The organism is Xanthomonas sp. WHRI 10207 (assembly GCF_040202975.1).
Taxonomy (GTDB): domain Bacteria; phylum Pseudomonadota; class Gammaproteobacteria; order Xanthomonadales; family Xanthomonadaceae; genus Xanthomonas.
Genome location: NZ_JBEGDX010000002.1, coordinates 1,132,503 through 1,156,407, shown reverse-complemented (window position 1 = coordinate 1,156,407; position 23,905 = coordinate 1,132,503). Strand labels below are relative to the sequence as shown.

Sequence of the window (23,905 nt, the reverse complement as noted above, 5' to 3'; positions counted from 1 at the left end):
ACGCCGCAAGTACGTCCCTGTAGGCTCTTACGCGGCATCCATGCCGCGTAAGGTCCCGCGACGGTGGGCGGGCAAGGGCCAGTCGAGAGTGTCGGTGTGCATGGTTTTAAAAAAAGAAGCGACCGACCAACTCTCTGGTGCGGTGTCCTCGCCACTTGCGGGACCGTGTGGTGGCATGGATGCCGCCACCGAGCCTACAAGGACGTACTTGCGGCGTGTCCCGTGAGCGGCGAGGGCACCGCGCATTCGACCGACTTGGCGGCATCTAAACGACGCCACGACTCAACATCGCTATCGCTATCGCTATCGCCGTGAGCGGATTGAACGATGTAGACACGTCGGTTGCTGAGCGATAGCTCCTTGCCCGCCCACCTCCACGGGACACGCCGCAAGTACGTGTGCAGGCTCTATGGCGGCATCCGCGCGCAGCAGCACGCTTGCGCAGGCGTACCGTGCGCAAGCTGCTGACAATTACGCGATGCCATCAGAAATCCAGCGAATACCCCAGCGTCAGCGTGCGGCCGCGCCCGGCGAAATAGCGCAGCGGTTCGACCAGCGCTGATTGCGAGTAGTAGGTGATGTACTGCTTGTCGAACAGGTTGGACACACCCATGCGCAGCGCACCACGCGGCAGCGCGTAGTTGAACGTCGCATCCACCAGCGTGTAGCCGCTGAAGCGCTTGTCCACTTCGTCGAAGGATTGGCTGAAGGCATGCTGGGCCTGCACGAACGAGGAGAGCTTCGGCGTCCACTGCGCCGACCATGAAGCGATCACGCGATTGGGCGCCACGTTGAGCCCGTCCAGGCGCGCATCCAGCTGGCCATCGTTGTCGCTGTCGTAGCGGCCGCGCGTATACGCGTAGGACAGGCGCAGGCGATGTGCGGCATCCAGGCGATAGCCCAGGCTTGCGTCCACGCCCTGCACGCGGGTCTTCTCGCGGCTCATCATGAAGGCGCCGTTGATCGGCACTACGCGCGTGCCCAGATCCGAATTGGACTGGAAGTAGCTCAGATCCGCATCGAACGCGCCACGCGTGAGGCGGGTGCCGGCTTCCACGCTCTTGGTCAGGATCGGCTCCAGCGTGCTCAGGTTGGCTACACGCGTGCCCGGCGTATTGATCGCACGCAGCACCCGGCCCACATCCGGCATGCCGAAGCCTTCGGAATAGCTGGTGAAGAAACTCACGCCTTCGACTGGCGTGTAGACCAGCCCCGTGTTGTAGAGGGTCTGGTTGAAGTCTAGCGTGCCGCCTTCGACATCGACACGGTTGTAACGCCACAAGCTCTGGTAGCTGTCGATCTTCAGCTCGGCTTCTTCGCGGCGCACGCCGGCGTGCAAGGTGAGCGTGGGCAGCAGCTTGTATTCGCCCTGCACGAACAGCGACAGGTTGCGGTAGTCCGACTCGGGCACGTAGGTGCGTCCGGTGCCGTAGAGATCCTGCTTGCCGGTGTCGGCGAGCAAGTCGATGCCGCCGGTGAGCTTGAGCCGGCTGTCGAACAGATCGTCCTTGGTCAAGCTGACCTTGCTGCCCCACTTGGAGGCGACCGACCGCGATTGGTCGTACAGCGTGCCGACCGGTGCGATACGCGGGTCCTGAAACGTGGAGGAGTTGTCCGCGCCGAACAGCCCTTCGAATTCCTGGTTGAACACCATCGCGCTCAGCTGCATGCCGGCCAGATCGTCATCGGTGTAGGACAGGCTGGAGGTCAGCACGTCGTTCCACGGCGCGGTGCCCTGCGGCGTACCGCGCACCGAGGTGGTGGGAAGGCCTTGCGCGCGGTTGCCGGCGATGCCGATGTAGTCGTTGTCGTTCTTGATGCGGTAGCGGTTGACGCTGACGCTCAGGCGCTGCGCATCGGTGAGCGCGTAACCGAGCTTGGCCAGTACGTCGTAGCTCTTGGAGGTCATCAGGTCACCCTGGGTATTGTCAGCACCGATCGGCCGGCCTTGTCCATCCACATACAGGCCTTGATCGCTGTAGCTGGCCGAGAACAGGTAATCGAGCTTGTCGGTGCGGCCGTCCACGCGGTAGCTGGTCTCGACGCTGGCGGTTTCTGCACGCGTTTCCGCGGTGGGTGCGGTGGCCTGCACGTCGACGTGCTGATTGAGCTCACCATCCTGCGGACGCCGGGTGATGATGTTGATGGTGCCGCCGGTGGCGCCCAGCCCGTTGATGGCGTTGGCGCCCTGGATCACCTCGATCCGCTCGACCATCGCGTAGTCGATGGTGTGCGCCTCGCGCCCGGTGGGACGGATCGGATTGGACTGCGGCACGCCGTCGATCAGGATCAACGGTGTGCGCCCGCGCAGGGTTTCGCCGCTACCGTTCATCTTGCCGCGGCTGGGCGTGTACGACGGAATCAAGTTGGCGAGCACGTCGGACGAGTTGCTGGAGATGGTCAGCTGCTGCTGGATCTGCGCCTTGTCGATGATCAACACCGTTTGCGGCGACTCGGCCACGGTCATGTTGGAGCGCGAGGCGGCCACCACCACCGTATCCAGCGTATCGGTGACATCCGATTGTGCGGATGCGCTGGCAGAGGCGAGCAGGCAGAGGGTCGCAACGAGCGGCACGCCGGCCGATCCGGAGAGGGGAGATTTCATGGGGCAAGGCACTCCAAAACGCGCTCGGCATCGATGCAGCAGATGCAGGGCAATGCAAAAAAGACGACAGTCAAATGGGAATCATTATCGATAGTCTAGCAGGCGTGAGCTTTGGTGTTCGGCGCGTCAGTCCAAAGCGATGCGCGCATGCGCGTGCGTCGGCAGCACTGCTGCGGTGCAGGAGCGAGGCGCTGGCAGTGCAGGCATCGCGCATATCCAGGCCTCCTGTATGCCCACGCATGCGGTTGCCTGCATCAGAGGGTGACGTACCGAACATGGGTTGAACACGCGGGCGATGGAATCCGCACGATCACGCGCGCGCCCGCAGCGCTTTCCGTGCGAATACGCAGGCTTCTACAACGCGATGGGTCAGCTGCTGGCGCCTTTACCGACGCACGAAGCCCGCCACCGAATCACCCACGCCGCAGCAGCATCTGCGTCATCAGCGCGCGCAGCGCAGGCGGGCGGACCGGCTTTGACAGAAAGCCCCAGCCCAATTCCTGTGCGTGTTCGCGCAGGGCCGGGTCGGGCTCGGCGGTGACCAGGATGATGCGCGGCTCGCGCTGCCAGCGGCTCACCAATTGGGGCAGCAGCATCGGGCCGTAGTGCGTGCCCATGCGTACATCCAGCAGCAGCAATTCCGGTGCTTCGTCGGCGCTGGCATGGGCCAGCGCTTCGTCCGGGCCGCCGGAAAAATCCACGCGGCATTCCCAGCGTTCCAGCAGGGCGCGGGTGGCCTCGCATACGCGCGGGTCGTCGTCCACGCACCACACCCGGCACCCATGCAGGATGGGGTCGTTGCCGTGTTCGGCGGTGGGCGGCGGCAACTGCGTGGCGATGGCGGCACGTTCGCCGATCGGCACGGTGACCGAAAACACGCTGCCGCTTCCGAGCGTTGAATGCAGGCCGATGCGGTGTCCCAGTAGGCGGCCGATACGTTCGACAATCGCCAGCCCCAGCCCGGCGCCGCGGTCGTTGGCCACGCCATCGTCCAGACGGCGGAATTCTTCGAAAATTTCGTGCTGCAAGGCATCCGGAATGCCGGGTCCCTGGTCATGCACTTCGATGCGCAGCCAGCCACCGCGCCGACGGCAGCCGATCAGCACGCGCCCGCGCGGGGTGTAGCGGATCGCGTTGGACAAAAAATTCTGCAGGATGCGGCGCAGCAGGGTTGCATCGCTCAACACCACCACCGATGTCGGCACCCACTCCAGCACCAGGCCTCGGTCTTCGGCCAGGATGCCGAACTCGCGCGCCAGCGTTTCCAGCAAGGGAGCCAGTGCGAAGTCGCGCACCTGCGTCTTCAGGCTACCGGCTTCCAGGCGCGAGATGTCGAGCAGGCTGTTGAGGATGGCGTCCTGCGCAGCGAGTGCGCCGTCGATGTTGTCGACCACGCGCGCACTGCCGGGCTCGCGCACCTGCCCGCGCAACACCGACACGAACATGCGCGCGGCATTGAGCGGCTGCAGCAGGTCGTGCACCGCCGAGGCGACAAAGCGGGTCTTGTAGCGGTTGGCGCTTTCGGCCTCGCGTTTGGCGGCGGCCAGATCGCGGGTGCGCTCGGCCACGCGATGTTCCAGTGCATCGGCCAGCGAGCGCAGTTCGCGGGCGGCGTTCTTGTAGCTGGTGATGTCGGCGTAGCTGGTGACGAACCCGCCATCGGGCAGCGGATTGCCGCGGATTTCCAGCACCGTGCCGTCTTCTTTCTCGCTTTCGCGCATGTGCGGCTTGCCGCTGCGCAGGTGATTGAGCCGTCGCTCGATGGCCGCCTCGATCGGCCCCGGCCCCAGCAGCCCACGGCGGGCATTGAAGCGGAACAGGTCTTCGATCGGGCGGCCGATCTTGAGCAACTCCGGCGGGAAGCGGAACAGCTCCACATAGCGAGAATTCCACGCCACCAGATTGAGCGCCTCGTCGATCACTACCACGCCTTGCGGCAGATGTTCCAGGCTGCGGCTCAGGCCGGCGTTGGACTGTTGCGCGGCGGTAACCACGCCGTCCTGGGCGGTGCGCAGTTCTTCGGCATGCTGTTGCAGCAGGGTTTCCAGCTCATGCCGGCTGCGCTGACGCAGTGCCGACAGCCGCCGGCGTTGTTGCACGAACAACCACAGCAATGCCAATGCCAGCCAGGCACCCGCAGCGGCGATGGCTGCGGCGCGCCCGGCGGCGGCGCTGGCGCGGGTGTCGTGCAGCAGATGCAGGCGCCAGCCGCTGTCCGGGACTTCCAGCGTTTGCCACAGCACTGGCGCGCCGAGTGGCGGGTCGCGCACCTCGGCCAGGACGCCACCGTTGCCGGTCTGCTCGATCAAACGCCGACGCAGCGGCAGCAGCCCTTGATTGGCGTATTGGCGGGTGGTCTGCAGTTCGGTGCGGTCGCGCGGGGTGAGCGGCGCCAGCATGCGGTAGCGCCAGCTGGCGCGGCTGGCCAGAAACACCACGCCATGCGCATCGGAGGCCAGCACGATGTCCGGCGTCTGCAGCCATTCGCGCTCCAGTGCGGCCAGCGCAATCTTGATCACCACCACGCCCTGCACCTGGCCGGCAGCATCGACGATGGCCTGCGACAGGAAATAGCCTGGCTCGCTGGTGGTCATGCCGATGCCGTAAAAACTGCCGCTGCCGGTGGCCAGCGCCTGCTGGTAATACGGGCGGAAGGCGTAATCCACCCCGACATTGCTGCGCACCGCGCGCCAGTTGCTGGCTGCCAGCGCAATGCCGCTGCGGTCGATCAACGTCAGCGTGGACGACTGGGTGACATTGTTGGCACGTTCGAGTTTGCGATTGAGCTGCTGCACCTGCGCGGGCGACAGCGGGCCGGAGACTGCGGCGCGCAGCTCCGGGTCCAGCGCCAGAATCTGCGGCAGCGTGCGATAGCGGTCGATGCGTTGTTGCAGCGCTTGCGCATACAGACGCAGCTGCCGGCGCACGGTGGCGCTTTCCTCGCGCAGTGCGTTCTGTTCGACAAAGTGCCTGGCCGCCAGCATGGCCACGACCATCCCGCCCAGCACGATGACCAGGGTGAGCAGCAGACGGCGGCGATGCGAGACATACATGCGGCAAGTATGGCGTTCCGCTCCCGCACGCGCAGCCATCGCCCGATCGCGCGACAGACACGCGCCCCAAAAACGACAACGGCCGCACCCGTGACAGGATGCGGCCGTATCTGAAAATCGGCTGCCGTCTAAGACGACAGCAGCGCGTGGATCACACCAGTGCGCGGCAGTAGATTGCCCGCGCGCTGGGTTGCGTCAGCGATGCTTAGAACTGCACCTGTGCGCGCAGCTCCATCACGTGCGGGGTTTCATGCACGCCATTGCGCGAGGAATCCACCCAGCTGTAGTTGGCCTGGAACTTGAAGTGGCTGGTGAGGTACCAGTTGGCGCCGATGGTGGTGTCGTGCTGACGGCCGCCGTGGATGTTGTTGTCTTCCAGATTCAGGCGGCTGTAGCGGGCAGTCAGTTCGACCGCGCCGTAGTCGTGTGCAGGCTTGATGTTGCCCGGCACGCCGCCGGCATAGCTGCGCGACTCGCCGGTCAGTGACCAGGTGCCGTACACGTACTGGCCCTGTGCGATGAAGTGCGGCTGGCCGGCATTACGCGCCACTTCGGCACGCAGCGCTTCGCTCTGCAGCGAGAACGGGCCATGGATCCAGACCGCTTCCACACCGGTGCGGATCACGTGGTCCACATCGAGGATGGTGCCGGTGTCGATCAGGCGCACGTCGGTCAGGCCGGCTTCCGGGCGGGCACGCAGACGCACGCGCGGGCTGAAGGACACGCCGCGGCCATCGCTGAAACCGCGCGGGTTTTCGACCGAGCCGGCGATGCCCAGGTGCAGCACGTCGCCTTCGGCCTTGAACGGGGTCCATGCCGCATGCACGGCCTGGGTGGTGCCCGGGTTGTCGCCCTGCAGATCCTTGCCGCCGTACGCGCCGGCCTGCAACAGGTACTGCGGACGCTCCAGGGTCCATTCCACGCCGGTCCGGCGGCCCTGGAACACTGCCTGCACCGGCAGGCCCAGTTCCATGAAGCTGCCCGCGCGCGAGCTCTGCACCGCTTCCAGACCCACCGGCACCTTCATGTAGCCCAGGCGCACGCGGCCGTAATCCTGGCCCAGCAGCGCCTTGGTCTCGACGCGGAAGAACACGTCCAGCCACAGCTTGGCTTCGAAGTCGAAATACACCATGGCGTCATAAACGCCCTTCTTCTTGATGGTGGCGCCGAATTCCTTGCGGCGGAAATCGTTGCGGTCTTCCAGGCGGTCGTCGCCGGAGAAGTTGTTGTCGTCGTAGGCGTAGTTGCCGGTCAGACCCAGCTCGGTGCCATCACCGAAGGTGTACTTGGTCGGCCAGTTTTCGATCGAGGTGGCTGCATTGGCAGCGGCGGGGACGATGGCGATAGCCAACGCCAGAACAAGCAGATTGAGGCGCATAGGGAATGGTCTTCGGCAATGAAAGGGGTCGGGCGTCCTGCCATGGCGATCGCGGTGAACGGCTTCAGCAAGCGCGCAGGTCCGGGCGGCGACTGCACAGAAACGTCGGTGTCTGCGTTAAATGGAATTAACGGCCGGCGGCGGCGCGGCTGAAGTGTAAGGCGACGTTCAGCCCGCCGACAGTGCGTAGTACCAATGGGTTATCGGCCCTGCCTGTGACGTGCGCCCAGAATGCCTGCACCGGGTGCCTGCTCAGGCACCCTCCAGTTCCTTCGGAGTGGTGTCATGCACATCAGCAAGCCTGCCGGCCCGGTGCCGGCGTCCGTGCCCTTCTACCGCCAGCTGTATTTCCAGGTGGTGGTGGCGATCGTCCTCGGCGCCCTGTTGGGCCACTTCGAGCCGGCCTTCGCCGAAAGCCTCAAGCCGCTGGGCGACGCCTTCATCAAGCTGGTGAAGATGATCATCGCCCCGGTGATCTTCCTGACCATCGTTACCGGCATCGCTGGCATGACCCACCTCAAGACGGTGGGCCGGGTCTTCGCCAAGTCGATGACCTACTTCCTATTCTTCTCCACGCTGGCGCTGATCGTCGGCATGATCGTCGCGCACGTGGTGCAGCCCGGCGCCGGCATGAACATCAACCCGGCCGAGCTGGACCAGAGTGCGGTCAACACCTACGTGCAGAAATCGCACGAGCTGAGCCTGGTCGGCTTCCTGATGGACATCATCCCGGCCACGCTGATCAGCGCGTTCGTCGATGGCAACATCCTGCAGGTGCTGTTCGTGGCGGTGCTGTTCGGTATCGCGCTGGCGCTGGTGGGCGAACGTGGCCGCCCGGTGCTGAGCTTCCTGGAAGCGTTGACCGCCCCGGTGTTCCGCCTGGTGCACATGCTGATGAAGGCCGCGCCGATCGGTGCGTTTGGTGCGATCGCCTTCACCATCGGCAAGTACGGTGTGGAATCGCTGGTCAATCTGGCCTGGCTGGTGGGTTCGTTTTACCTGACCTCGCTGTTCTTCGTGCTGGTGATCCTGGGCATCGTCTGCCGTCTGTGCGGCTTCTCCGTGCTCAAGCTGATCCGCTACCTCAAGGCCGAGTTGCTGCTGGTGCTCGGCACCTCTTCGTCGGAGTCGGCGCTGCCGTCGCTGATGGAAAAGATGGAAAAGGCCGGCTGCGAGAAGTCGGTGGTGGGCCTGGTGGTGCCGACCGGCTATTCGTTCAATCTGGACGGCACCAATATCTACATGACCCTGGCGGCGCTGTTCATCGCCCAGGCCACCAACGTGGACCTCACCCTGGGCCAGCAGATCACCTTGCTGGCGGTGGCGATGCTCAGCTCCAAGGGCGCGGCTGGCGTGACCGGTGCCGGCTTCATCACCCTGGCGGCCACGCTGTCGGTGGTGCCGGACGTGCCGGTGGCCGGCATGGCGCTGATCCTGGGCGTGGACCGCTTCATGAGCGAGTGCCGCTCGCTGACCAACTTCATCGGTAATGCGGTGGCCACGGTGGTGGTGTCGCGCTGGGAGAACGCGCTGGACCGCGACCAGCTCAAGCTGGTGCTGGATGGCGGCGAGCCGCCGTTGCAGGCGCCGGTGGCCTCCGCCGGCGTCGTCGCCCCGATCAGCGCGCGCTGATGCTTCCTACGGCCCTGTTCTCCGTCGGTGTATCCGGCGGGGTGCAGGGCCGTTTTCGGTTCCAGCCAACACCGGCCGCCGCGCACGCCGCGCCGCAGCATGCAATCTCCCTGCCGCGCTGACAGCTGCGCGACAGGCCCTTGTTCAGGCAGGAGGGTAGAATTCAGCCCTCCTGCGCCTTCGAGACTCACACAGCCGATGTCCAACGACGACTTCAAACAGGCCGCCCTCGACTATCACCGCCAGCAGCCGGCCGGCAAGATCAAGGTCACCGCGACCAAGCCGATGCTGACCCAGCGCGATCTGTCGCTGGCGTATTCGCCGGGCGTGGCCTTCGCCTGCGAGGCGATCGTCGAAGAACCCACCCAGGCCAGCGAGCTCACCGCGCGCGGCAATCTGGTGGCGGTCATCACCAACGGCACCGCCGTGCTGGGCCTGGGCAACATCGGCCCGCTGGCGTCCAAGCCGGTGATGGAAGGCAAGGGCGTGCTGTTCCAGAAGTTCGCCGGCATCGATGTGTTCGACATCGAAATCAACGAGAACGACCCGGACAAGCTGGTGGACATCATCGCCAGCCTGGAGCCGACCTTCGGCGGCATCAATCTGGAAGACATCAAGGCGCCGGAATGCTTCATCGTCGAGCGCAAGCTGCGCGAGCGCATGAACATCCCGGTGTTCCATGACGATCAGCACGGCACTGCGATCATCGTCGGCGCCGCAGTACTCAACGCGCTGGTGGTCACCGGCAAGAAGATCGAAGAGGTCAAGCTGGCCACTACCGGGATGGGCGCGGCCGGTATTTCCTGCGTCAACATGCTGGTCTCGCTGGGCCTGAAGCCGGAGAACATCCTGGCGCTGGACCGCGACGGCGTGATCCACACCGGCCGCACCGATCTGGATCCGGACAAGCAGCGCTACGCACGCGACACCGACAAGCGCACGCTGGCCGAGATCGTCGAAGGTGCGGATATTTTCCTGGGTCTGTCGGCGGCCGGCATCCTCAAGCCGGAAATGGTCGCCACGATGGCACGCCAGCCGGTGATCTTCGCGTTGGCCAATCCCAACCCGGAGATCACCCCGGAAGCGGCCAAGGCGGTGCGTCCTGATTGCATCATCGGCACCGGCCGTTCGGACTATCCGAACCAGATCAACAACGTGCTGTGCTTCCCCTATCTGTTCCGCGGCGCGCTGGACGTGGGTGCCACCGGCATCAACGAAGAGATGAAGATCGCCTGCGTCAAGGCGATTGCGGCGATGGCGCGGCGCGAGGCCTCCGACCTGGGCGCGGCCTATGGCGGCGAGACCCCGAGCTTTGGCCCGGAGTATCTGATCCCGCGGCCGCTGGACCCGCGTCTGCTGGTAGAGCTGTCGTCGGCGGTTGCGCAGGCGGCGATGGACTCGGGCGTGGCCACGCGCCCGATCGCCGACATGGAGGCTTATCGCGACAAGCTCAGCCAGTTCGTCTACCGCACCAGCCTGATGATGAAGCCGGTCTACGACCGCGCGCGTGCCGACAAGCAGCGTGTTGTGTATGCCGAAGGCGAAGAAGAAGTGGTGTTGCGCGCGGTGCAGAACGTGGTCGACGAAGGCCTGGCCTTCCCGATCCTGATCGGCCGCCCGGACGTGATCGAAGCGCGCATCGAACGGATGGGCCTGCGCCTGACCGCTGGCGTGGACTTCGAGATCACCAATATTCTCGACGACCCCCGCTTCAACGAATACTGGCAGTACTACCACGCGCTCACCGAGCGTCGCGGCGTCACCGTCACTGCCGCCAAGGAGCTGATGCGCTCACGCCCGACCCTGATCGCCGCGGTGATGGTGGCGCGCGGCGAAGCCGATGCGATGCTGTCCGGCGTGGTGGGGCGCTTCCACAAGAAGCTGGGCTACGCCCGCAGCGTGATCCCGCTGGAGCCGCGCGTGAGTTCCACCTCGGCGATGACCGGAGTGATCAACCAGCTGGGCGTGTTCTTCTTCCTGGACACGCACGTGCAGGAAGACCCCACTGTCGAACAGGTGGTCGAAGCCACCCTGCAGGCTGCCTATCGCCTCAAGTTGTTCGGTATCGAACCCAACATCGCGCTGCTGTCGCACTCCAACTTCGGCAGCCACGACTCGCGCGACGCGCTGAAGATGCGCCAGGTGCGCGAAGCACTGCTCAAGCGCAAGCCCGAGCTCAACATCGACGGCGAAATGCAGGGCGACACCGCCTGGGACGAAGCGCTGCGCAAGCAGATCATGCCCAACAGCACCTTGAAGGGCCGCGCCAACCTGTTCGTGCTGCCGAACCTGGAAGCGGCCAACATCGCCTACAACTTGGTGCGCGTGTTCACCGACGGCGTGGCGATCGGCCCGATCCTGATGGGCATCTCCAAGCCGGTGCACATCCTCACCACCAGCGCCACCTCGCGCCGGGTGATGAACATGACCGCGATCGCCGCGGTAGATGCGCAGATCCGCAGGCAACGCGATGCGGAAAAGGCGGCGGCTGAAAAGGGCAACGCTTGAGTTGATGCGGTAACGATTGGGCTGGGGTGGCAAGCATTCGATCAACGGGGCATTGGTTGATCGCAAGCGTGCAGTCACTGCCTGAAAGCCCCTCTCCCCTCGGGAGAGGGGTTGGGGTGAGGGTACGATCCACCCTCAGCAGCGAATCAGCGTTGCCACCCACTGAAACGATGATCAACGACGCAAGTAACAACACTAGCGATCCCGCATCACTCAAAAACGATCACGCCAGCAAGCATCCCTTCTCAACGCGCATCCGGAACAGCACCCAATAGCTCGATTTCGGCCAACTGCGCGCGCGCAGGCATCGTCAGCCGCAGCCGGTACTCCACATACGCCCCTGGCGTCGCAATGCGAAACGGGCGCGTCTGCAACGACCACTGAAAACGCTCGTCGCTACGTTGATCGACCACGCGCCACGCACCATCTGCACTGCGCGCTTCCAATGTCCAGCTAGCTGCAGCAATCGCCGCACTGCCATTGGTCAAGGTGTACAGCGTCGCCTTGCCAGGTTCCAGCCCACTCAGCGTCAACGTCGATACGGCCGATAGCGCACCGACCGTGCCTGCATCGTCATCATGCAGCGCCGCGATATCGCGGCCATCGTCCATCACAATGCGCGCGGTAGCACCCAGCAGATCGTGCAGCGGGGCAGGGCGCTGCCCGGCCGGCGTCAACGATGGCGGCACATCCTTCGGTCCGCTCCCCCAGCGCGATGGCGTGGGGCCCATCACGAACTCCAGCGTCGCGCCGTTGGCAATGTCCGCATGCGCCAACCAGGTCTTGTGCCACGGCTTGCCGTTGAGCATCAGCGATTGCACATACACATTTTGCGGCGAGTTCTGCGGCGCATTGACCACAAGCGTGCCGCCATGGGGCAAGCGCACCTGCGCATGCTTGAACAGCGGCGAGCCGATCACATACTCCGGTGCGCCCATGCGCAACGGGTACAGCCCCAGCGCTGCGAACAGATACCACGCCGACATCTCGCCGTTGTCTTCATCGCCGGCATAGCCCTGGCCGATCTCGCTCCCCAGATACAGGCGCGACAGAATCTCGCGCGTCAGCTGCTGGGTTTTCCACGGCTGGCCAGTGAACAGATACATCCACGGAATATGGTGCGCGGTCTGGTTGCTGTGCGCATACATGCCCAAGCGCACGTCGCGCGCCTCGGTCATTTCGTGGATGGTGTCGCCGTAAGAGCCGGCGAATTTTGCCTCGGCGGTTTCCGGGGTGGCAAAGAAAGTATCCAGTTTTGCCGCCAATGCGGCGCGCCCGCCGTAGAGCGAGGCCAACCCTTCGCCATCGTGCGGCGCGGTGAACGCGAACGTCCAGCCGCTGGATTCGGTGTAGTCGTTGCCCCAGACGCGCGGGTCGTAGTGCGCCGCATCCACCCGCCAGCGCCCCTCCGCGTTTCGCCCCTGAAAAAACCCGATTGCCGGATCGAATAGTGCCGAATACCCGGCCGCACGCTGGCGGAAATACATCGCCTCGGTCGCATAGCGCTCGCGCACCTTCGCGTTGGTCGCCTGCCTGGCTAATCCATCGGCCATGTTGGCGATGCCGAAGTCGTTGAGCGCACCTTCCATCGACCACGACATGCCTTCGTGCGTATCGGTATCGGCGTAGCCGCGGAAGGTCGAGCGCGCCATGCCCTTGCGGCCTACGTGACGATCCGGTGCCACCACGGTGGCGTTCTTGAGCGCAGCGGTGTAGGCCTCGGCCGGATCGAAGCCTTGTACGCCCTTGAGCCAGGCATCGGCAAACGCCACATCCGAACTGGTACCGACCATCAGGTCGGCGTAGCCGGGCGAAGACCAACGCGCAATCCATCCCCCCGCACGTGCTTGCTCGATAAAGCCTTGCACAAAGGTTCCGGCAGCGTCGGGCGCAAACAGCGCATAGGCCGGCCACGCGGTGCGAAAGGTGTCCCAAAGCCCATTGTTGACGTAAACCCGGCCGTCGCGGATCGGTGCAAAACTGCGCACCGCGCTGCCGTCGATGTTGTCGTCCGACCAGCTGTTCTGGCTTGCGTAACGCCAGTCGGGTGCGTCTGCATTCCCTGCGTTTTCATGCGCCGAGTTCGGGTACAGATGCAGCCGATAGAGATTGGAATACAGCGTGGTTTTCTGGTCGGCACTCGCATCGGGCACATCGAACCGCCCCAGCAATGCGTCCCACGCGTCCTGCGCTTGCGCGGCGATCTGCTCAAAGGATGCTTGCGGTGCGATTTCCAAGGCCAGGTTGTGTCTGGCCTGTTCCAGCGAGATCAACGAGGTGGCGATGCGCATCTGCACCTGGCGCGCATCGCCTGCATCGAACTTGATCCAGCCGGTGGGCCGCCCGGTATCGACGCGGCCGCTGGCTTTCCACGGCCGATCGAAGCTCGCAACCACATACATGCGTGTCGCACCGGTCGACAGCCCGCTGCGCACATCGGTGTAACCGGACAGCGTCTGCGTCGCGGCATCCAGACGCAGTCCGCCGCGCGCATCTACATTGTCGAACAACAGATTGGCATCGCCGTGATCCGGGAAGCGAAAGCGGAACAGCGCCGCATGGTCGGTCGGTGCGATCTCGGCGTGCAGGCCATTGTCGAACTGTACCGCGTAGCGGTACGGGCGCGCTATTTCATTGGCATGCGAAAACGCCAGTGCACGCTTGCCGCGATCGGCTTCGGGCACGCCCGCGCCGACTGAGGGCATGACTTGAAAGGTCTGCCGGTCGCCCATCCACGGACTGGGTTGATGACTCAGCGCCAGCGCCTGCAGGCGTGGCCGGTTGTCGGCACCGTTCTGCTCGTTCCAGCGGTACAGCCAGGTCAGCGTTCCCGCATCGGTTACCGGCGTCCAGAAGTTGAATCCATGCGGCACCGCCGTGGCGGGGAAATTGTTGCCGCGCGAGAACGTGCCGTTGGACTGCGTGCCACGCGTGGTCAATACCCAATCCGATGGGCGTGCCGGCGTCAGCAGCGGCACATCGCCCAGCGCGATATCGTCGATCCAGCCGGCAGCGGCTGCGCCCGCAGGCGGCGCGAGCTCCAGCTCGATCGCCCGCACGCGTCGCCCACGCAGGCCGGCCACCTCGCCCAGTCGCACTTCCTTGCGTGCCCACTGCTGCGGGTACAAGGTCTTCGACTGCCCTTGCGCACGCGCGCCTATCGCCACGCCATGCTGGTCGTGCGCCTGGCTCGCCGACAACCGCGTGCCATCGTCAAAGACCAGATCCAGCGACACATAGGTCGAGGCGACATGATCGGTGCCGACGCTCTCCGGCAGCACCATCCACGACAAGGTGGTCTGCGCATCGATCACGATGTCGGTGGCAAACAAGGTGCGCCTTCCCGTGCCGCTGCTGTCGTAACGCAGCGCATGCGCGCCGCTGTAGCCGGCACTGGGCTTGGCCGCGTAGGGCGCGGCAGGGCCGCTGCCGACCGCGATCCGCACATCGCCAGGCATCGCTTGGACCGGCATGGGCTGCCCTTGATCGAAGGAACTGGCAAACCTGCCTGCCGCACCTGCATGCGCAGATGCGAGTGCCAACGCAACAACCAACGGCAAACGCCGCACAACGACCGACAGACTCACGTGGTGGTGTCTCCTTGATGGCGGACCAGCAGCAGCGCGTTCATCGCCGCCCAGGTTGCGTCGCATGGACGCTGCGCTGCAATGCTGGCAGCGGGCGAGAGGGATGCGTGCTGTTCGATCCGCACAGATTCGGGTGCCGGCCGATCGTGGACAAAACACCGAGCGCACGCAAGCGAGCTGTGCGCTGGATGCTGCGCCGCTGGGCATGCGGGAGGTGAGAGTCATCCAAATGCCGCTCTTCCATATCGACGTTTGCGCAGTCACCTCGATGAGCGCTCACCGATGGCCGTTCACCATGCAAGGCACCGCACATCTCGATCGCTCCGGTTGCTACCGACAACGGCGAGACCTGCGTAACGACTCCGTGGTTGGCAAGCAGTTCTGCCTTGCATCAACGCGAGCGACCATCAATCGCGCTGCACGTCTGGCAGCGAGGTGCATTGGTACGCGGCACCGGCCAGCGCCCTTTGGGCATCCCGATTCGCTCATCCGTTCCCTGGCGGCGCCCTCCGGTGCGCTTTGTTAGCGCTCCCAACCCCACGATCCCGATGCCCCCCTGGCTCGGCAACTCACGCTCATTCATGTGGGCCACGCCCGTCTTCCCGGCTGCCAATCGCATGCGCAAGCAAAACGCCCGCAACGGCGCGGCCCTGCGCATGCAGGCAGGCTGCTAGAATCCGGGCTCTGTCTTCGTTTACCGATCGCACCGCCATGAGCCAGACCGCCACCGCGCCCGCCAATGCCGAAAAGCGTTACACCGTGCAGCGGGCAGACCTGCCGCTGAGCTGCCCGACGCCGCAGATGGCGCTGTGGAACTCGCATCCGCGCGTGTATCTGCCGATCGAAGACGAACCCAACGGCGAAGCCAAGTGCCCGTATTGCGGCTCGCTGTTCGTACTCGCCGACTGATTCTGGCTGCATGCACCGCCTGACCGTGGTGCAATTGCTGCCGGCGCTGCAGTCCGGCGGCGTGGAACGCTCCACCCTGGAAGTGACTGCTGCGCTGGTGCGCGCCGGCCATCGCGCCGTGGTCGTATCGGCTGGCGGGCGCCTGGTCCCGCAGTTGCTGGAAGCCGGCGGTGAGCACCTCACCCTGGACATCGGCCGCAAGTCGCTGCTGACCCTGCGCCACGTGGTCGGCCTGCGTCGTCTGTTTGCCGAACTCGGTGCCGACATCGTGCACGCGCGTTCGCGGCTGCCGGCCTGGCTGGGGTGGTACGCGCTGCGCGGGATGCCCGCAGCCACGCGCCCGCGCTTCGTCACCACCGTGCACGGGCTCAATTCGCCCAGCCGCTACAGCGCGGTCATGACCTATGGCGAACGCGTCATCTGCGTCTCGCAAACCGTGCGCGACTATGTCTGCACGCACTATCCGCAGACCGATCCGGCGCATCTGCGCACGATTCCGCGTGGCGTCGACATCGCCCAGTTTCCGCGCCGCTTGCGACCGGATCGGCGTGCGCGTAGCTGGGCGCAGACCCTGCTGCCTGGGCTGCCGTCCGACGCACCGCTGTTGCTGCTGCCGGGGCGCGGCACGCGCTTGAAGGGCCATGCCGATGGTCTGCAACTGCTGGCCGATGTGCGCGCTGCCGGCGTGCCGGCCTGGCTGTGGCTGCCAGGTGCGCGCGAACCCGGGCGCGAGGCGTATGTGCGCGAGCTGGAAGCCGAAGCAGCGCGGTTGGGGGTGGCCGAGGCGGTCGCCTTTACCGAGCCCACCACGCGCATTGCCGATGCCTATGCCGCCAGCGATCTGGTGCTGCAGCTGTCGCGCAAGCCCGAAGCCTTCGGCCGTACCGTGGTCGAGGCTTTGTCGGTGGGCCGGCCGGTCCTGGGCTGGCAGCATGGCGGCGTTGGCGAATTGCTTGCCGAGCTGCAGCCCGGCGGCGCGGTGCCGGCCTTCAATGCCGACGCGCTATGCGCTCAGGCACTGCAGCTTCTGCAGCACCCGCCCACACCGCCGGCGGTCCTCCCCTATACGTTGCAGGCCATGCAATCGGCCACCTTGAAGGTCTATGACGAACTCCGCCGCTGACGTTCCAATAAGCGCGCCCGCATTGACGCCCGATGCCGGGCGCTGGGCGCCGCTATGGGTGCTCCTGTTTGTCGCGCTGTGGCCCACGCCAGGCTTGGCCGAAACCGTGCTGTCGCTGGGCGCACTGTTTGCGGCGTATCGCTTGCTGCACGCACGTTTTCGCGGTGGCACACGCCTGCTCAGCGGTGCGGCCTGGGCACTGACCAGCGTGTTGTTCTTTGCGTACTGGCTGCCGCAGATGCTGTCCGCGTTTGATGCGATGGATGTCGGTCGCGCCCTGCGCAAATCAGCCACCGATCTGCGCTATCTGCCTTTCATGTGGCTGTGCGCGATTGCGGTGGCCAATGCGCAGCGGCGACGCCGCACCTTTATCGGCCTGGCGGTGATCGGCGGGGTCTGGACGCTGGACGCGCTATTGCAGGCTGCCATCGGCAGCAGCCCATTGTTCTTCGCGCTGGATCAACTCAAGCAGCTGATCAGCGGCCACGGGCTGTGCACGCCGCAGGAGCTGGCGCTGGCCGACCGCCTCAGCGGCGTGCTGGGGCCGTGCAATCTCAAGTTCGGGCAGACCCTGGCTAGCCTGTCGCCCTTTCTGTTGCTGGCACTGGGGCGGCGCAACGTCTGGGCCTGGGCAGTCGCGGCGGCCGCGGTCGGCGTGGTGCTGGTGTTGGCAGGGTCGCGCGCCTCGTGGATCACCTACGGCGTGATCGTGCTGCTGTCCGGCTGGCAACTATTGGGCGGCCGGCGCCTGCTGGCAGTGGCGGTGGCCGGCGTGCTGCTGGCTGGTGGCGTTGTAGCGGTGGCACCACAGGCACGCGAGCGCATCCAGCGCACCACTCTGGCGTTTGGCAATGGCGAGCAGGGCGTGGATCAGGCCTTGTCCGGGCGCGGCCAGATCTGGGGCGCAGCGCTGTGCATGATCCGCGCGCATCCGCTCAATGGGGTGGGCGCGCGCGGGTTTCGACAGGCATATCCAGCCTGCAATCCGGCCCCTGCACAGGCGCCGGCCTGGGGCGATGGTCCGGCTTTCCACGCGCATCAGATCGTGTTGGAAATCCTGGCCGAAACCGGTGTGATCGGCTTGCTGCTATGGCTGGCCGGTGCGGCGCAGGCCTGGCGTGCGTGGCGCTATTCGAGTCTAGCCGCACGCGAGCAGGCGCGGCCGGCGATGATCGCGTTGGTGGCCACCGTCTTCCCGCTCAATACCCATCTGGCGTTCTATTCCAGCTTCTGGGGCGGCTTGAGTCTGATGCTGGCCGGGTTGTATGCCGGCGCGTTGCTCAACGACGACGCGGATCAGCCACCGCTGGACTGAGCCGCTGGCATCGTGATCGCGGGTGTGTCGGGCAGGGGAGACCTGCGCGCCACGCGCCATCATCGGCTCGCAGCTCACTGATAGAACGCGCTGCGCCCACCCGGCTGACGCTTGAAGCGGCGATGGATCCACAGGTATTGATCCGGCGCTTCGCGCACCATGTCCTCAATCGCCGCATTGACCTGCGTGGTATCGGCGATCACATCCTCCGACGGAATGCCTGCCAGCGGCGGCGCAATCTTGAGGATGTAGCGGCCGCCTTCGCGGCGATGGAAATACGGCACCACCGCGCAACCGGTCAGCCGTGCCAGCTGATGGGTAGCCGTGATGGTCGAGGCCGGGTGCCCGAAAAATGGCACGAACACGGTGTCCTTGCCGCGCATGTCCTGGTCCGGCGCATACCACAGAAAACCGCCGCGCTTGAGGTGCTTGATGGTGGCGCGCAGATCCTCGTTGGCGAACATGTGCGTGGCATAGCGCAAGCGGCCGCGCTTGACCGCCCATTCGAACACCGGGTTTCGGTGCTTGCGGTACATGCCGGCCAGCGGTATGTGGTCGCACAGTAGCCGCCCGCACATTTCCAGTGTCATGAAGTGGCCGGACACCAACAACACGCCGCGCTTTTGTTCCTGCAGCTGCTGCAGATGCTCCAGTCCTTCGATCTGCACGCCTGGGCGAATGGCGTCGATGCTGCCCCACCACGCACGCGCAAATTCGAACAGGCCCACGCCCAGCGCATCGAAACTATCCCGCAGCAGTCGCGCTCGCCATACATCGTCCTGCTCGGGAAAGCACAATTTGAGGTTGACCTCGGCAGCACGCCGACGCGTGCCCGCCACGCGCATCGCGATCCAGCCCACGCCACGGCCCACCGCGCGTTGCAGCGTCCAGGGCAGGCGCCCGGCCAGCACCATCACCGCAAGGCCCAGGTACATGGGCCAATGCTTGGGGTTGCGCAGGGAGGGGCGGACGGCGACGTTGGCGGACTCGGACATGGTGCGATTCTAAGGGATCGGGCGCATCCGGCAGCGTGCACATGCGCACGTGCAGGCGCTCCCGTATCCTGCACACATGCGGAAAGACCCGATCGAATGGCTGTTGCGCGGGCTGTACTCGGCGCTGCTCTACCTGTTGTTGCCGGTCACGGTGTACCACCTGGTGTGGCGCGGTTTTCGCGTGCGCGAATACTTCAACCGCTGGAACGAGCGCTATGCGTCGTACACGCATGCCTGCGGCCGCCCGCGGGTGTGGGTGCATGCGGTGTCGGTGGGCGAGGTCAATGCGGCCGCGCCGCTGGTCAACGCCTTGCGCGCGCAGCGCCCGGATATCCGCTGGGTCATCACCACCATCACGCCCACCGGTTCCGAGCGGGTGCGCGCGGTGTGGGGCGATGCGGTCGACCATGTGTATCTGCCGTACGACGTGCCCGGCAGCGTGGGGCGGTTTCTGGAACATTTTCGCCCGCGGCTGGCGCTGATTCTGGAAACCGAGCTATGGCCGAACATGTTGTTCGGTTGCCGCGACCGCCAGATTCCGCTGTACATCCTCAACGCCCGCTTGTCAGCGCGCTCGTTACGCGGTTACCGCGTGCTGGCGCCCTTGATCAGCCGCGCGCTGCGCACGGTGACCTGCGTGGCGGCGCAGTCGCAGGACGATGCGGAGCGCTTCATCACTCTTGGCGCGCGTCCGGACCAAGTGGTGGCGCTGGGCAATCTCAAATTCGATATCGCCGCCCCCGAACAGTTACAGGCCCTGGTCGCGCAGTTCCGTACCCATGTGCCGGCAACGCGGCCGGTGTGGATTGCCGCCAGCACGCATGAGGGCGAAGAGGCGGCGGTGGCCGATATCCATGCGCAGTTGCTGGTGCAGTTTCCGGACCTGCTGCTGCTGTGGGCGCCACGCCATCCCGAGCGGTTTCCGAAGGTCGAGGCGTTGGCGCGCGAGCGCGGCTGGCGCGTGGCGACACGCAAAGCGCAGCAGTGGCCACAAGCGCACGATACGGTCTTCGTCATCGATACCTTGGGCGAGCTGATGAGTTTTTATGCATGCGCGCAGGTCGCTTTCGTCGGTGGCAGCCTGCAGCCGATCGGCGGGCACAATTTGCTTGAACCTGCGGCGGTTGGCACGCCGGCAGTGACCGGCCCGCATCTGCATAATTTCTCGGAAATTTCGCGGCGCATGCGCGAGGCCGATGCGGTGACCATCTGCGAGGATGCCGACTGCGTTTATCGTGATCTCGCACGTTTACTTGCCGACCCTGCGCAGCGCGACGCGATGGCCGCCGCTGGCCTGGCATTGGTCGCCAACGGCAAGGGCGCAGTGGCCCGCACGCTGGTGCAGATCGCGCCTGATTTGCCGCAGGTGGTTGGTGATGGTGTGGCGTCTTGAAAAATCTAACTGCGTGCGTGCTGCATCGTTGCAGAGAACCTGTTGCAGGCATGCCAAGTCACATCATCAAACGGTCTTGGCGCGACCAATCAAACGTGGCGATCGCACGGTCGTTTTGTTAGCCGCTTTTTGGCGTCATCTGGAGAGTCTCAAGCCGCATTGGTCGAGGGCGCGGTGCCCTCACCGCTCGCGGGACACGCCGTGACTCCGTCCGTGGGGGCTCGGTGGCGGCATCCATGCCTCCACACGGTCACGCAAGCGGCGAGGACACCGCACCAGACAAGGTGTGGGTTGCTTTGAGAAGAGCTACGCACACCGACTATCTTGATTGGTCCTTGCCCGCCCACCGTCGCGGGTTCTTACGCGGCATGGATGCCGCTACAAGGACCTACTTGCGGCGTGTCCCGCGATGGCGGGCGGCAAGGGCCCTCCAGCCAAGCGTCAGATCACCCGCTGATGCGGCAGTCATCGCAGGTATCGCACGCAGCCAGGTACGCGCTTGCATCGGACATAAAAAAGGCGGGCCTTCGCCCGCCTTTTTAGTGACCTATCCGCTCGCTTTACTGCAGCGAGCCGCTTCCCTGCAGCCTGGCTTCGGCATCCTGCGACAGCAGGCGATTCACATCCTGCAGGTCGGTGATGTCGAGCTTGCCGATGGCCTGGCCGAGCAGCAGGCGATTCTGCAAAAAGGTGTAGCGCGACTGCGCGTAGTTCAGCTGCGCCTGGAACAGGGTGCGCTGGTTCTGCACCACGTCCAGCACGGTCCGCGTGCCGACTTCCAGGCCGACCTGCGAGGCATCGTAGGCGGCTTGCGCGGAGACCACTGCCAAACGGCGCGCTTCCACTTCGCTGATACCGGCGACCACGGTCTGATAGGCATTGCGCGTATTGCGGTCCAGCGCACGCTTCTGCTGCTCGTAGGTGTCCTGTTGGATATCGCGACGCGACAGTGCCTGACGCACGGCCGACTGCGTCGCACCGCCGGCGAAGATCGGGATCGACAGCGTGATGCCGACCGAATCGGTATCGATATCGCGGCCCGCGGTGGTGAAGTTACCTGCGGCCTGATCGACCGTGCCCTGGCCGCCCCAACTATTGCTGCGACCGATATTGGCGCCCAGGCTCAAGGTGGGGTAATGGCCGGCACGCGCCGCATTGACCTGCGCCTCGGCTGCACTGACCTGCAGCTGCTGTGCCTTCAGCGCCGGGTTGTCGGCGATGGCGGCGGATACCAGCTGATCGACGTTGCTGTAAGCAGCCGGCACTTCCGGGCGGAAGTCTTCCGGCAGCGCACGCAGGCCGACTACCGGTTGGCCGGTCAGTTCGGTCAACGCCTGGTAGTAATCCTTTAGCGTATTGCGTGCGTTGATGCTGTCCGCACGCGCCTGGTCGTACTGCGCGCGCGCTTCGTGCACGTCGGTGATCGGCGCCAGGCCTACTTCCAGGCGCTTGTCGGCGTAGTCGAACTGCTTCTTGGCCGCCGCTTCGTTGGTTTCTGCCGCCGCCAGCGACTCGATACCGACCAGCACCTGGAAATACGCCGCTGAGGTGCGGGTGATCAGGTCGTTGTTGGCCGATGCCAGCGTGAAGTCTGCGGCCTTGGCCACTTCGCGCTGCGCACGCAGGTTGGCGAACTGCGCCCAGTTGAAGATGGTCTGGCTGCCCTGAACCGTGTACTGCCGCTGCTTGGTGGTGGAGCGACCATCCACGCCTTCCAGCTCGCGATGTGCCTGGGTGTAGCCGGCGCTACCGTCCAGCTGCGGCAACAGCGCCGCACGCGCCTGCACCTGTCCCTCCCGATTCACCAGGCGCGTGGACTCGGCCACGGCTAGCTGCGGGTCGCCGTTGCGGGCCATTTCATAGACCTGCAGCAGATCGGTGGCATGCGCTGCCATCGGTGACAGGGCGGCGGCCAGGGCCAGGGCGAGGGATCGGCGGATCATCGGGGAAGCTTCCTTGGGAATCAGAATTGGAATCGGGGCGTCGGTGCGGCGCCCTGGAGATAAGCGAGATCGGTTTCGAACAACGATTCGATGCGCGGGGCGTTGACGTCGCCACGCACCAGGACCGCTTCCATCACCGGTGCGTGACCGCGCACCACAAACAACCGGCCGTTCGGGCGCAACCACTGCAGCCACTGCGTCGGCAGCGTATCGACCGCGCCGGTCACGCAGATGGCATCGAAACGACGCTCGCTCTGCCAGCCGAACACGTCGGCGGTTTCGATGCGCACATTGCTGCCCGCACCGGTGCTTTCCAGATTGGCGCGTGCTGCCGCTGCCAGTGCCGGATCGATCTCCAGGCTGACCACCTCGCGCGCGAGTGCAGCCAGGCAGGCGGTGGAAAACCCGCTGCCGGTGCCGATTTCCAACACGTCTTCGCCCGGCTGCAGATCCAGCGCCTGCAACATCCGGCCTTCGACTACCGGCTTCATCATCTTGTGACCGGCCGACAGCGGAATTTCCACGTCGACATAGGCCAGGGTCTTGTAGGCCTCCGGCACGAAGGCTTCGCGCGGCAGGCGCGCCAGCACGTCGAGCACGCGCAGGTCCAGCACGTCCCACGGCCGGATCTGCTGTTCGACCATCTTTTCGCGGGCCTGGGTGAAATCGATCGTCATGGTGCGGTTATCCAACGCGGTGGGGCGAACATTTTACCGGTGCACGGGGCAACTGGCGCATCTAGCATCGCTGCGCGCCGGCCGCTGGCGCAGTGCCGGAAGTCATCGCCACCAAAGGCCCGGGGCGATCAACGGGGCGCATACGCCCTCAAAAAGAAGTCCACGCTGGACTGAATGTGCTCATCCACCTGCGCGCGGGTGGGCTGGCCGTGCAGGCCGCACATCATCAAGGCATACAGCTCGCCCTTGAGCAGGCAGAAGAATTGCGAAGCCGCCCGCGCCAGATCGGCAATGTCGAGCTGGCCGTCGGCAACACGCGCCGACAGGAAATCCGCCAATGCCTGTTGGGTTCGCTTGGGGCCGGCTTCCCAGAACATTTCGCGCACATGCACATCGCCGGTGCCGGGCGCCATCATCATGCGGTGGGTGGAAATGGCCGACTCGGTGCTGACCATGGCAAAGAACGCATGCGCGATTTCGACCAACTGGTCGCGCAGCGCACCCTCGGGCGCGTGGTCGAACAGGTCGTCCGGCATCATCTGCTGGCATTGCGCACGGATCGCCTCGGAAAACAGGCTCTCCTTGTCGCCAAAGTGGCTATAGACGGTGAGCTTGGAGACGCCGGCCTGGGCAGCGATGCCATCCATGCTGACCCCGGCATAGCCTAGCTCCATGAACAGGGCGCGGGCAGCACCCAGGATGGCGGCACGTTTCCCAAGATCCTTGGGACGCCCAGGGCCGTTGCTCTTGGCCTTGGACTTGAGGGGGGGCGAGCTGGACATACGGT

The 23,905-nt window shown here is 65.1% G+C and carries 14 protein-coding genes and 1 pseudogene; 7 read left to right on the top strand and 8 right to left on the bottom strand.

Features of this window, described 5'->3' with window-relative positions; all coding sequences use genetic code 11:
* Window positions 1-51: 51 nt before the first annotated feature.
* A pseudogene (locus ABQU90_RS22775) lies at window positions 52-269 on the top strand (hypothetical protein); the annotation flags it as partial.
* Window positions 270-484: 215 nt separating this feature from the next.
* Here the strand turns inward: ABQU90_RS22775 and ABQU90_RS10490 are convergent.
* The 3 genes from ABQU90_RS10490 to ABQU90_RS10480 form a co-directional block, all read right to left on the bottom strand.
* Window positions 485-2,605 carry a TonB-dependent receptor gene (locus tag ABQU90_RS10490; protein WP_323522190.1) on the bottom strand — a complete coding sequence of 707 codons (2,121 nt, stop codon included), beginning with the start codon at window positions 2,603-2,605 and terminating at the stop codon, window positions 485-487.
* A 413-nt stretch (window positions 2,606-3,018) separates the two neighbouring features.
* A complete protein-coding gene (locus tag ABQU90_RS10485; RefSeq protein WP_323522191.1) occupies window positions 3,019-5,658 on the bottom strand; it encodes a hybrid sensor histidine kinase/response regulator in 2,640 nt (879 codons plus the stop codon).
* Window positions 5,659-5,863: 205 nt separating this feature from the next.
* Window positions 5,864-7,036 (bottom strand): OprO/OprP family phosphate-selective porin, encoded by a 1,173-nt coding sequence (locus tag ABQU90_RS10480; RefSeq protein ID WP_055848380.1) that lies wholly within the window; start codon window positions 7,034-7,036, stop codon window positions 5,864-5,866.
* A 285-nt stretch (window positions 7,037-7,321) separates the two neighbouring features.
* On the opposite strand from ABQU90_RS10480, the gene ABQU90_RS10475 reads away from it, so the two are divergent.
* Both ABQU90_RS10475 and ABQU90_RS10470 read left to right on the top strand, forming a co-directional pair.
* The gene (locus ABQU90_RS10475; RefSeq protein ID WP_055848383.1) at window positions 7,322-8,668 is read left to right on the top strand and encodes a dicarboxylate/amino acid:cation symporter; all 1,347 of its coding nucleotides are present in this window, start codon (window positions 7,322-7,324) and stop codon (window positions 8,666-8,668) included.
* A gap of 198 nt (window positions 8,669-8,866) precedes the next feature.
* Window positions 8,867-11,176, top strand: a complete 2,310-nt coding sequence (locus ABQU90_RS10470; protein ID WP_055848385.1) for an NADP-dependent malic enzyme — start codon at window positions 8,867-8,869, stop codon at window positions 11,174-11,176.
* Window positions 11,177-11,421: 245 nt separating this feature from the next.
* Here the strand turns inward: ABQU90_RS10470 and ABQU90_RS10465 are convergent, their stop codons facing one another.
* A complete protein-coding gene (locus ABQU90_RS10465) occupies window positions 11,422-14,763 on the bottom strand; it encodes a GH92 family glycosyl hydrolase (protein ID WP_323522192.1) in 3,342 nt (1,113 codons plus the stop codon).
* A gap of 711 nt (window positions 14,764-15,474) precedes the next feature.
* Here ABQU90_RS10465 and ABQU90_RS10460 point away from each other — a divergent pair.
* Genes ABQU90_RS10460 through ABQU90_RS10450 form a run of 3 tightly spaced genes read left to right on the top strand, consistent with a single transcriptional unit; the run spans window position 15,475 to window position 18,110 of the window.
* The gene (locus ABQU90_RS10460; RefSeq protein ID WP_055848389.1) at window positions 15,475-15,672 is read left to right on the top strand and encodes a zinc-finger domain-containing protein; all 198 of its coding nucleotides are present in this window, start codon (window positions 15,475-15,477) and stop codon (window positions 15,670-15,672) included.
* A 10-nt stretch (window positions 15,673-15,682) separates the two neighbouring features.
* The gene (locus ABQU90_RS10455; protein ID WP_323522193.1) at window positions 15,683-16,795 is read left to right on the top strand and encodes a glycosyltransferase; all 1,113 of its coding nucleotides are present in this window, start codon (window positions 15,683-15,685) and stop codon (window positions 16,793-16,795) included.
* Complete coding sequence (locus tag ABQU90_RS10450; protein WP_323522194.1) at window positions 16,776-18,110, top strand: O-antigen ligase family protein; 1,335 nt, start codon at window positions 16,776-16,778, stop codon at window positions 18,108-18,110. Before ABQU90_RS10455 ends, ABQU90_RS10450 begins: the two co-directional genes overlap by 20 nt.
* A 74-nt stretch (window positions 18,111-18,184) precedes the next feature.
* On the opposite strand, the gene ABQU90_RS10445 is transcribed toward ABQU90_RS10450, so the two are convergent.
* A complete protein-coding gene (locus ABQU90_RS10445) occupies window positions 18,185-19,105 on the bottom strand; it encodes an LpxL/LpxP family Kdo(2)-lipid IV(A) lauroyl/palmitoleoyl acyltransferase (protein ID WP_323522195.1) in 921 nt (306 codons plus the stop codon).
* A 76-nt stretch (window positions 19,106-19,181) separates the two neighbouring features.
* Here ABQU90_RS10445 and waaA point away from each other — a divergent pair, with 76 nt between their 5' ends.
* Window positions 19,182-20,498, top strand: coding sequence for a lipid IV(A) 3-deoxy-D-manno-octulosonic acid transferase (gene waaA / locus ABQU90_RS10440; RefSeq protein ID WP_323522196.1), 1,317 nt, complete (start codon window positions 19,182-19,184; stop codon window positions 20,496-20,498).
* A gap of 560 nt (window positions 20,499-21,058) precedes the next feature.
* On the opposite strand, the gene ABQU90_RS10435 is transcribed toward waaA, so the two are convergent.
* The 3 genes from ABQU90_RS10435 to ABQU90_RS10425 form a co-directional block, all read right to left on the bottom strand.
* A complete protein-coding gene (locus ABQU90_RS10435; protein WP_055848408.1) occupies window positions 21,059-22,441 on the bottom strand; it encodes a TolC family outer membrane protein in 1,383 nt (460 codons plus the stop codon).
* Window positions 22,442-22,461: 20 nt separating this feature from the next.
* Window positions 22,462-23,118, bottom strand: coding sequence for a protein-L-isoaspartate O-methyltransferase family protein (locus ABQU90_RS10430; protein WP_323522197.1), 657 nt, complete (start codon window positions 23,116-23,118; stop codon window positions 22,462-22,464).
* A gap of 128 nt (window positions 23,119-23,246) precedes the next feature.
* Window positions 23,247-23,900 carry a TetR/AcrR family transcriptional regulator gene (locus ABQU90_RS10425; RefSeq protein ID WP_055848412.1) on the bottom strand — a complete coding sequence of 218 codons (654 nt, stop codon included), beginning with the start codon at window positions 23,898-23,900 and terminating at the stop codon, window positions 23,247-23,249.
* Between the last annotated feature and the right edge of the window lie 5 nt (window positions 23,901-23,905).

What these genes read in the sequence shown, in the direction of transcription:
- ABQU90_RS10455 (WP_323522193.1), top strand. Translation starts at nt 15,683, where the DNA reads ATGCACCGCCTGACCGTGGTGCAATTGCTGCCGGCGCTGCAGTCCGGC.
- ABQU90_RS10435 (WP_055848408.1), bottom strand. Translation starts at nt 22,441, where the DNA reads ATGATCCGCCGATCCCTCGCCCTGGCCCTGGCCGCCGCCCTGTCACCG.
- ABQU90_RS10470 (WP_055848385.1), top strand. Translation starts at nt 8,867, where the DNA reads ATGTCCAACGACGACTTCAAACAGGCCGCCCTCGACTATCACCGCCAG.
- waaA (WP_323522196.1), top strand. Translation starts at nt 19,182, where the DNA reads ATGCGGAAAGACCCGATCGAATGGCTGTTGCGCGGGCTGTACTCGGCG.
- ABQU90_RS10430 (WP_323522197.1), bottom strand. Translation starts at nt 23,118, where the DNA reads ATGACGATCGATTTCACCCAGGCCCGCGAAAAGATGGTCGAACAGCAG.
- ABQU90_RS10490 (WP_323522190.1), bottom strand. Translation starts at nt 2,605, where the DNA reads ATGAAATCTCCCCTCTCCGGATCGGCCGGCGTGCCGCTCGTTGCGACC.
- ABQU90_RS10485 (WP_323522191.1), bottom strand. Translation starts at nt 5,658, where the DNA reads ATGTATGTCTCGCATCGCCGCCGTCTGCTGCTCACCCTGGTCATCGTG.
- ABQU90_RS10475 (WP_055848383.1), top strand. Translation starts at nt 7,322, where the DNA reads ATGCACATCAGCAAGCCTGCCGGCCCGGTGCCGGCGTCCGTGCCCTTC.
- ABQU90_RS10460 (WP_055848389.1), top strand. Translation starts at nt 15,475, where the DNA reads ATGAGCCAGACCGCCACCGCGCCCGCCAATGCCGAAAAGCGTTACACC.
- ABQU90_RS10445 (WP_323522195.1), bottom strand. Translation starts at nt 19,105, where the DNA reads ATGTCCGAGTCCGCCAACGTCGCCGTCCGCCCCTCCCTGCGCAACCCC.
- ABQU90_RS10425 (WP_055848412.1), bottom strand. Translation starts at nt 23,900, where the DNA reads ATGTCCAGCTCGCCCCCCCTCAAGTCCAAGGCCAAGAGCAACGGCCCT.
- ABQU90_RS10450 (WP_323522194.1), top strand. Translation starts at nt 16,776, where the DNA reads ATGACGAACTCCGCCGCTGACGTTCCAATAAGCGCGCCCGCATTGACG.
- ABQU90_RS10480 (WP_055848380.1), bottom strand. Translation starts at nt 7,036, where the DNA reads ATGCGCCTCAATCTGCTTGTTCTGGCGTTGGCTATCGCCATCGTCCCC.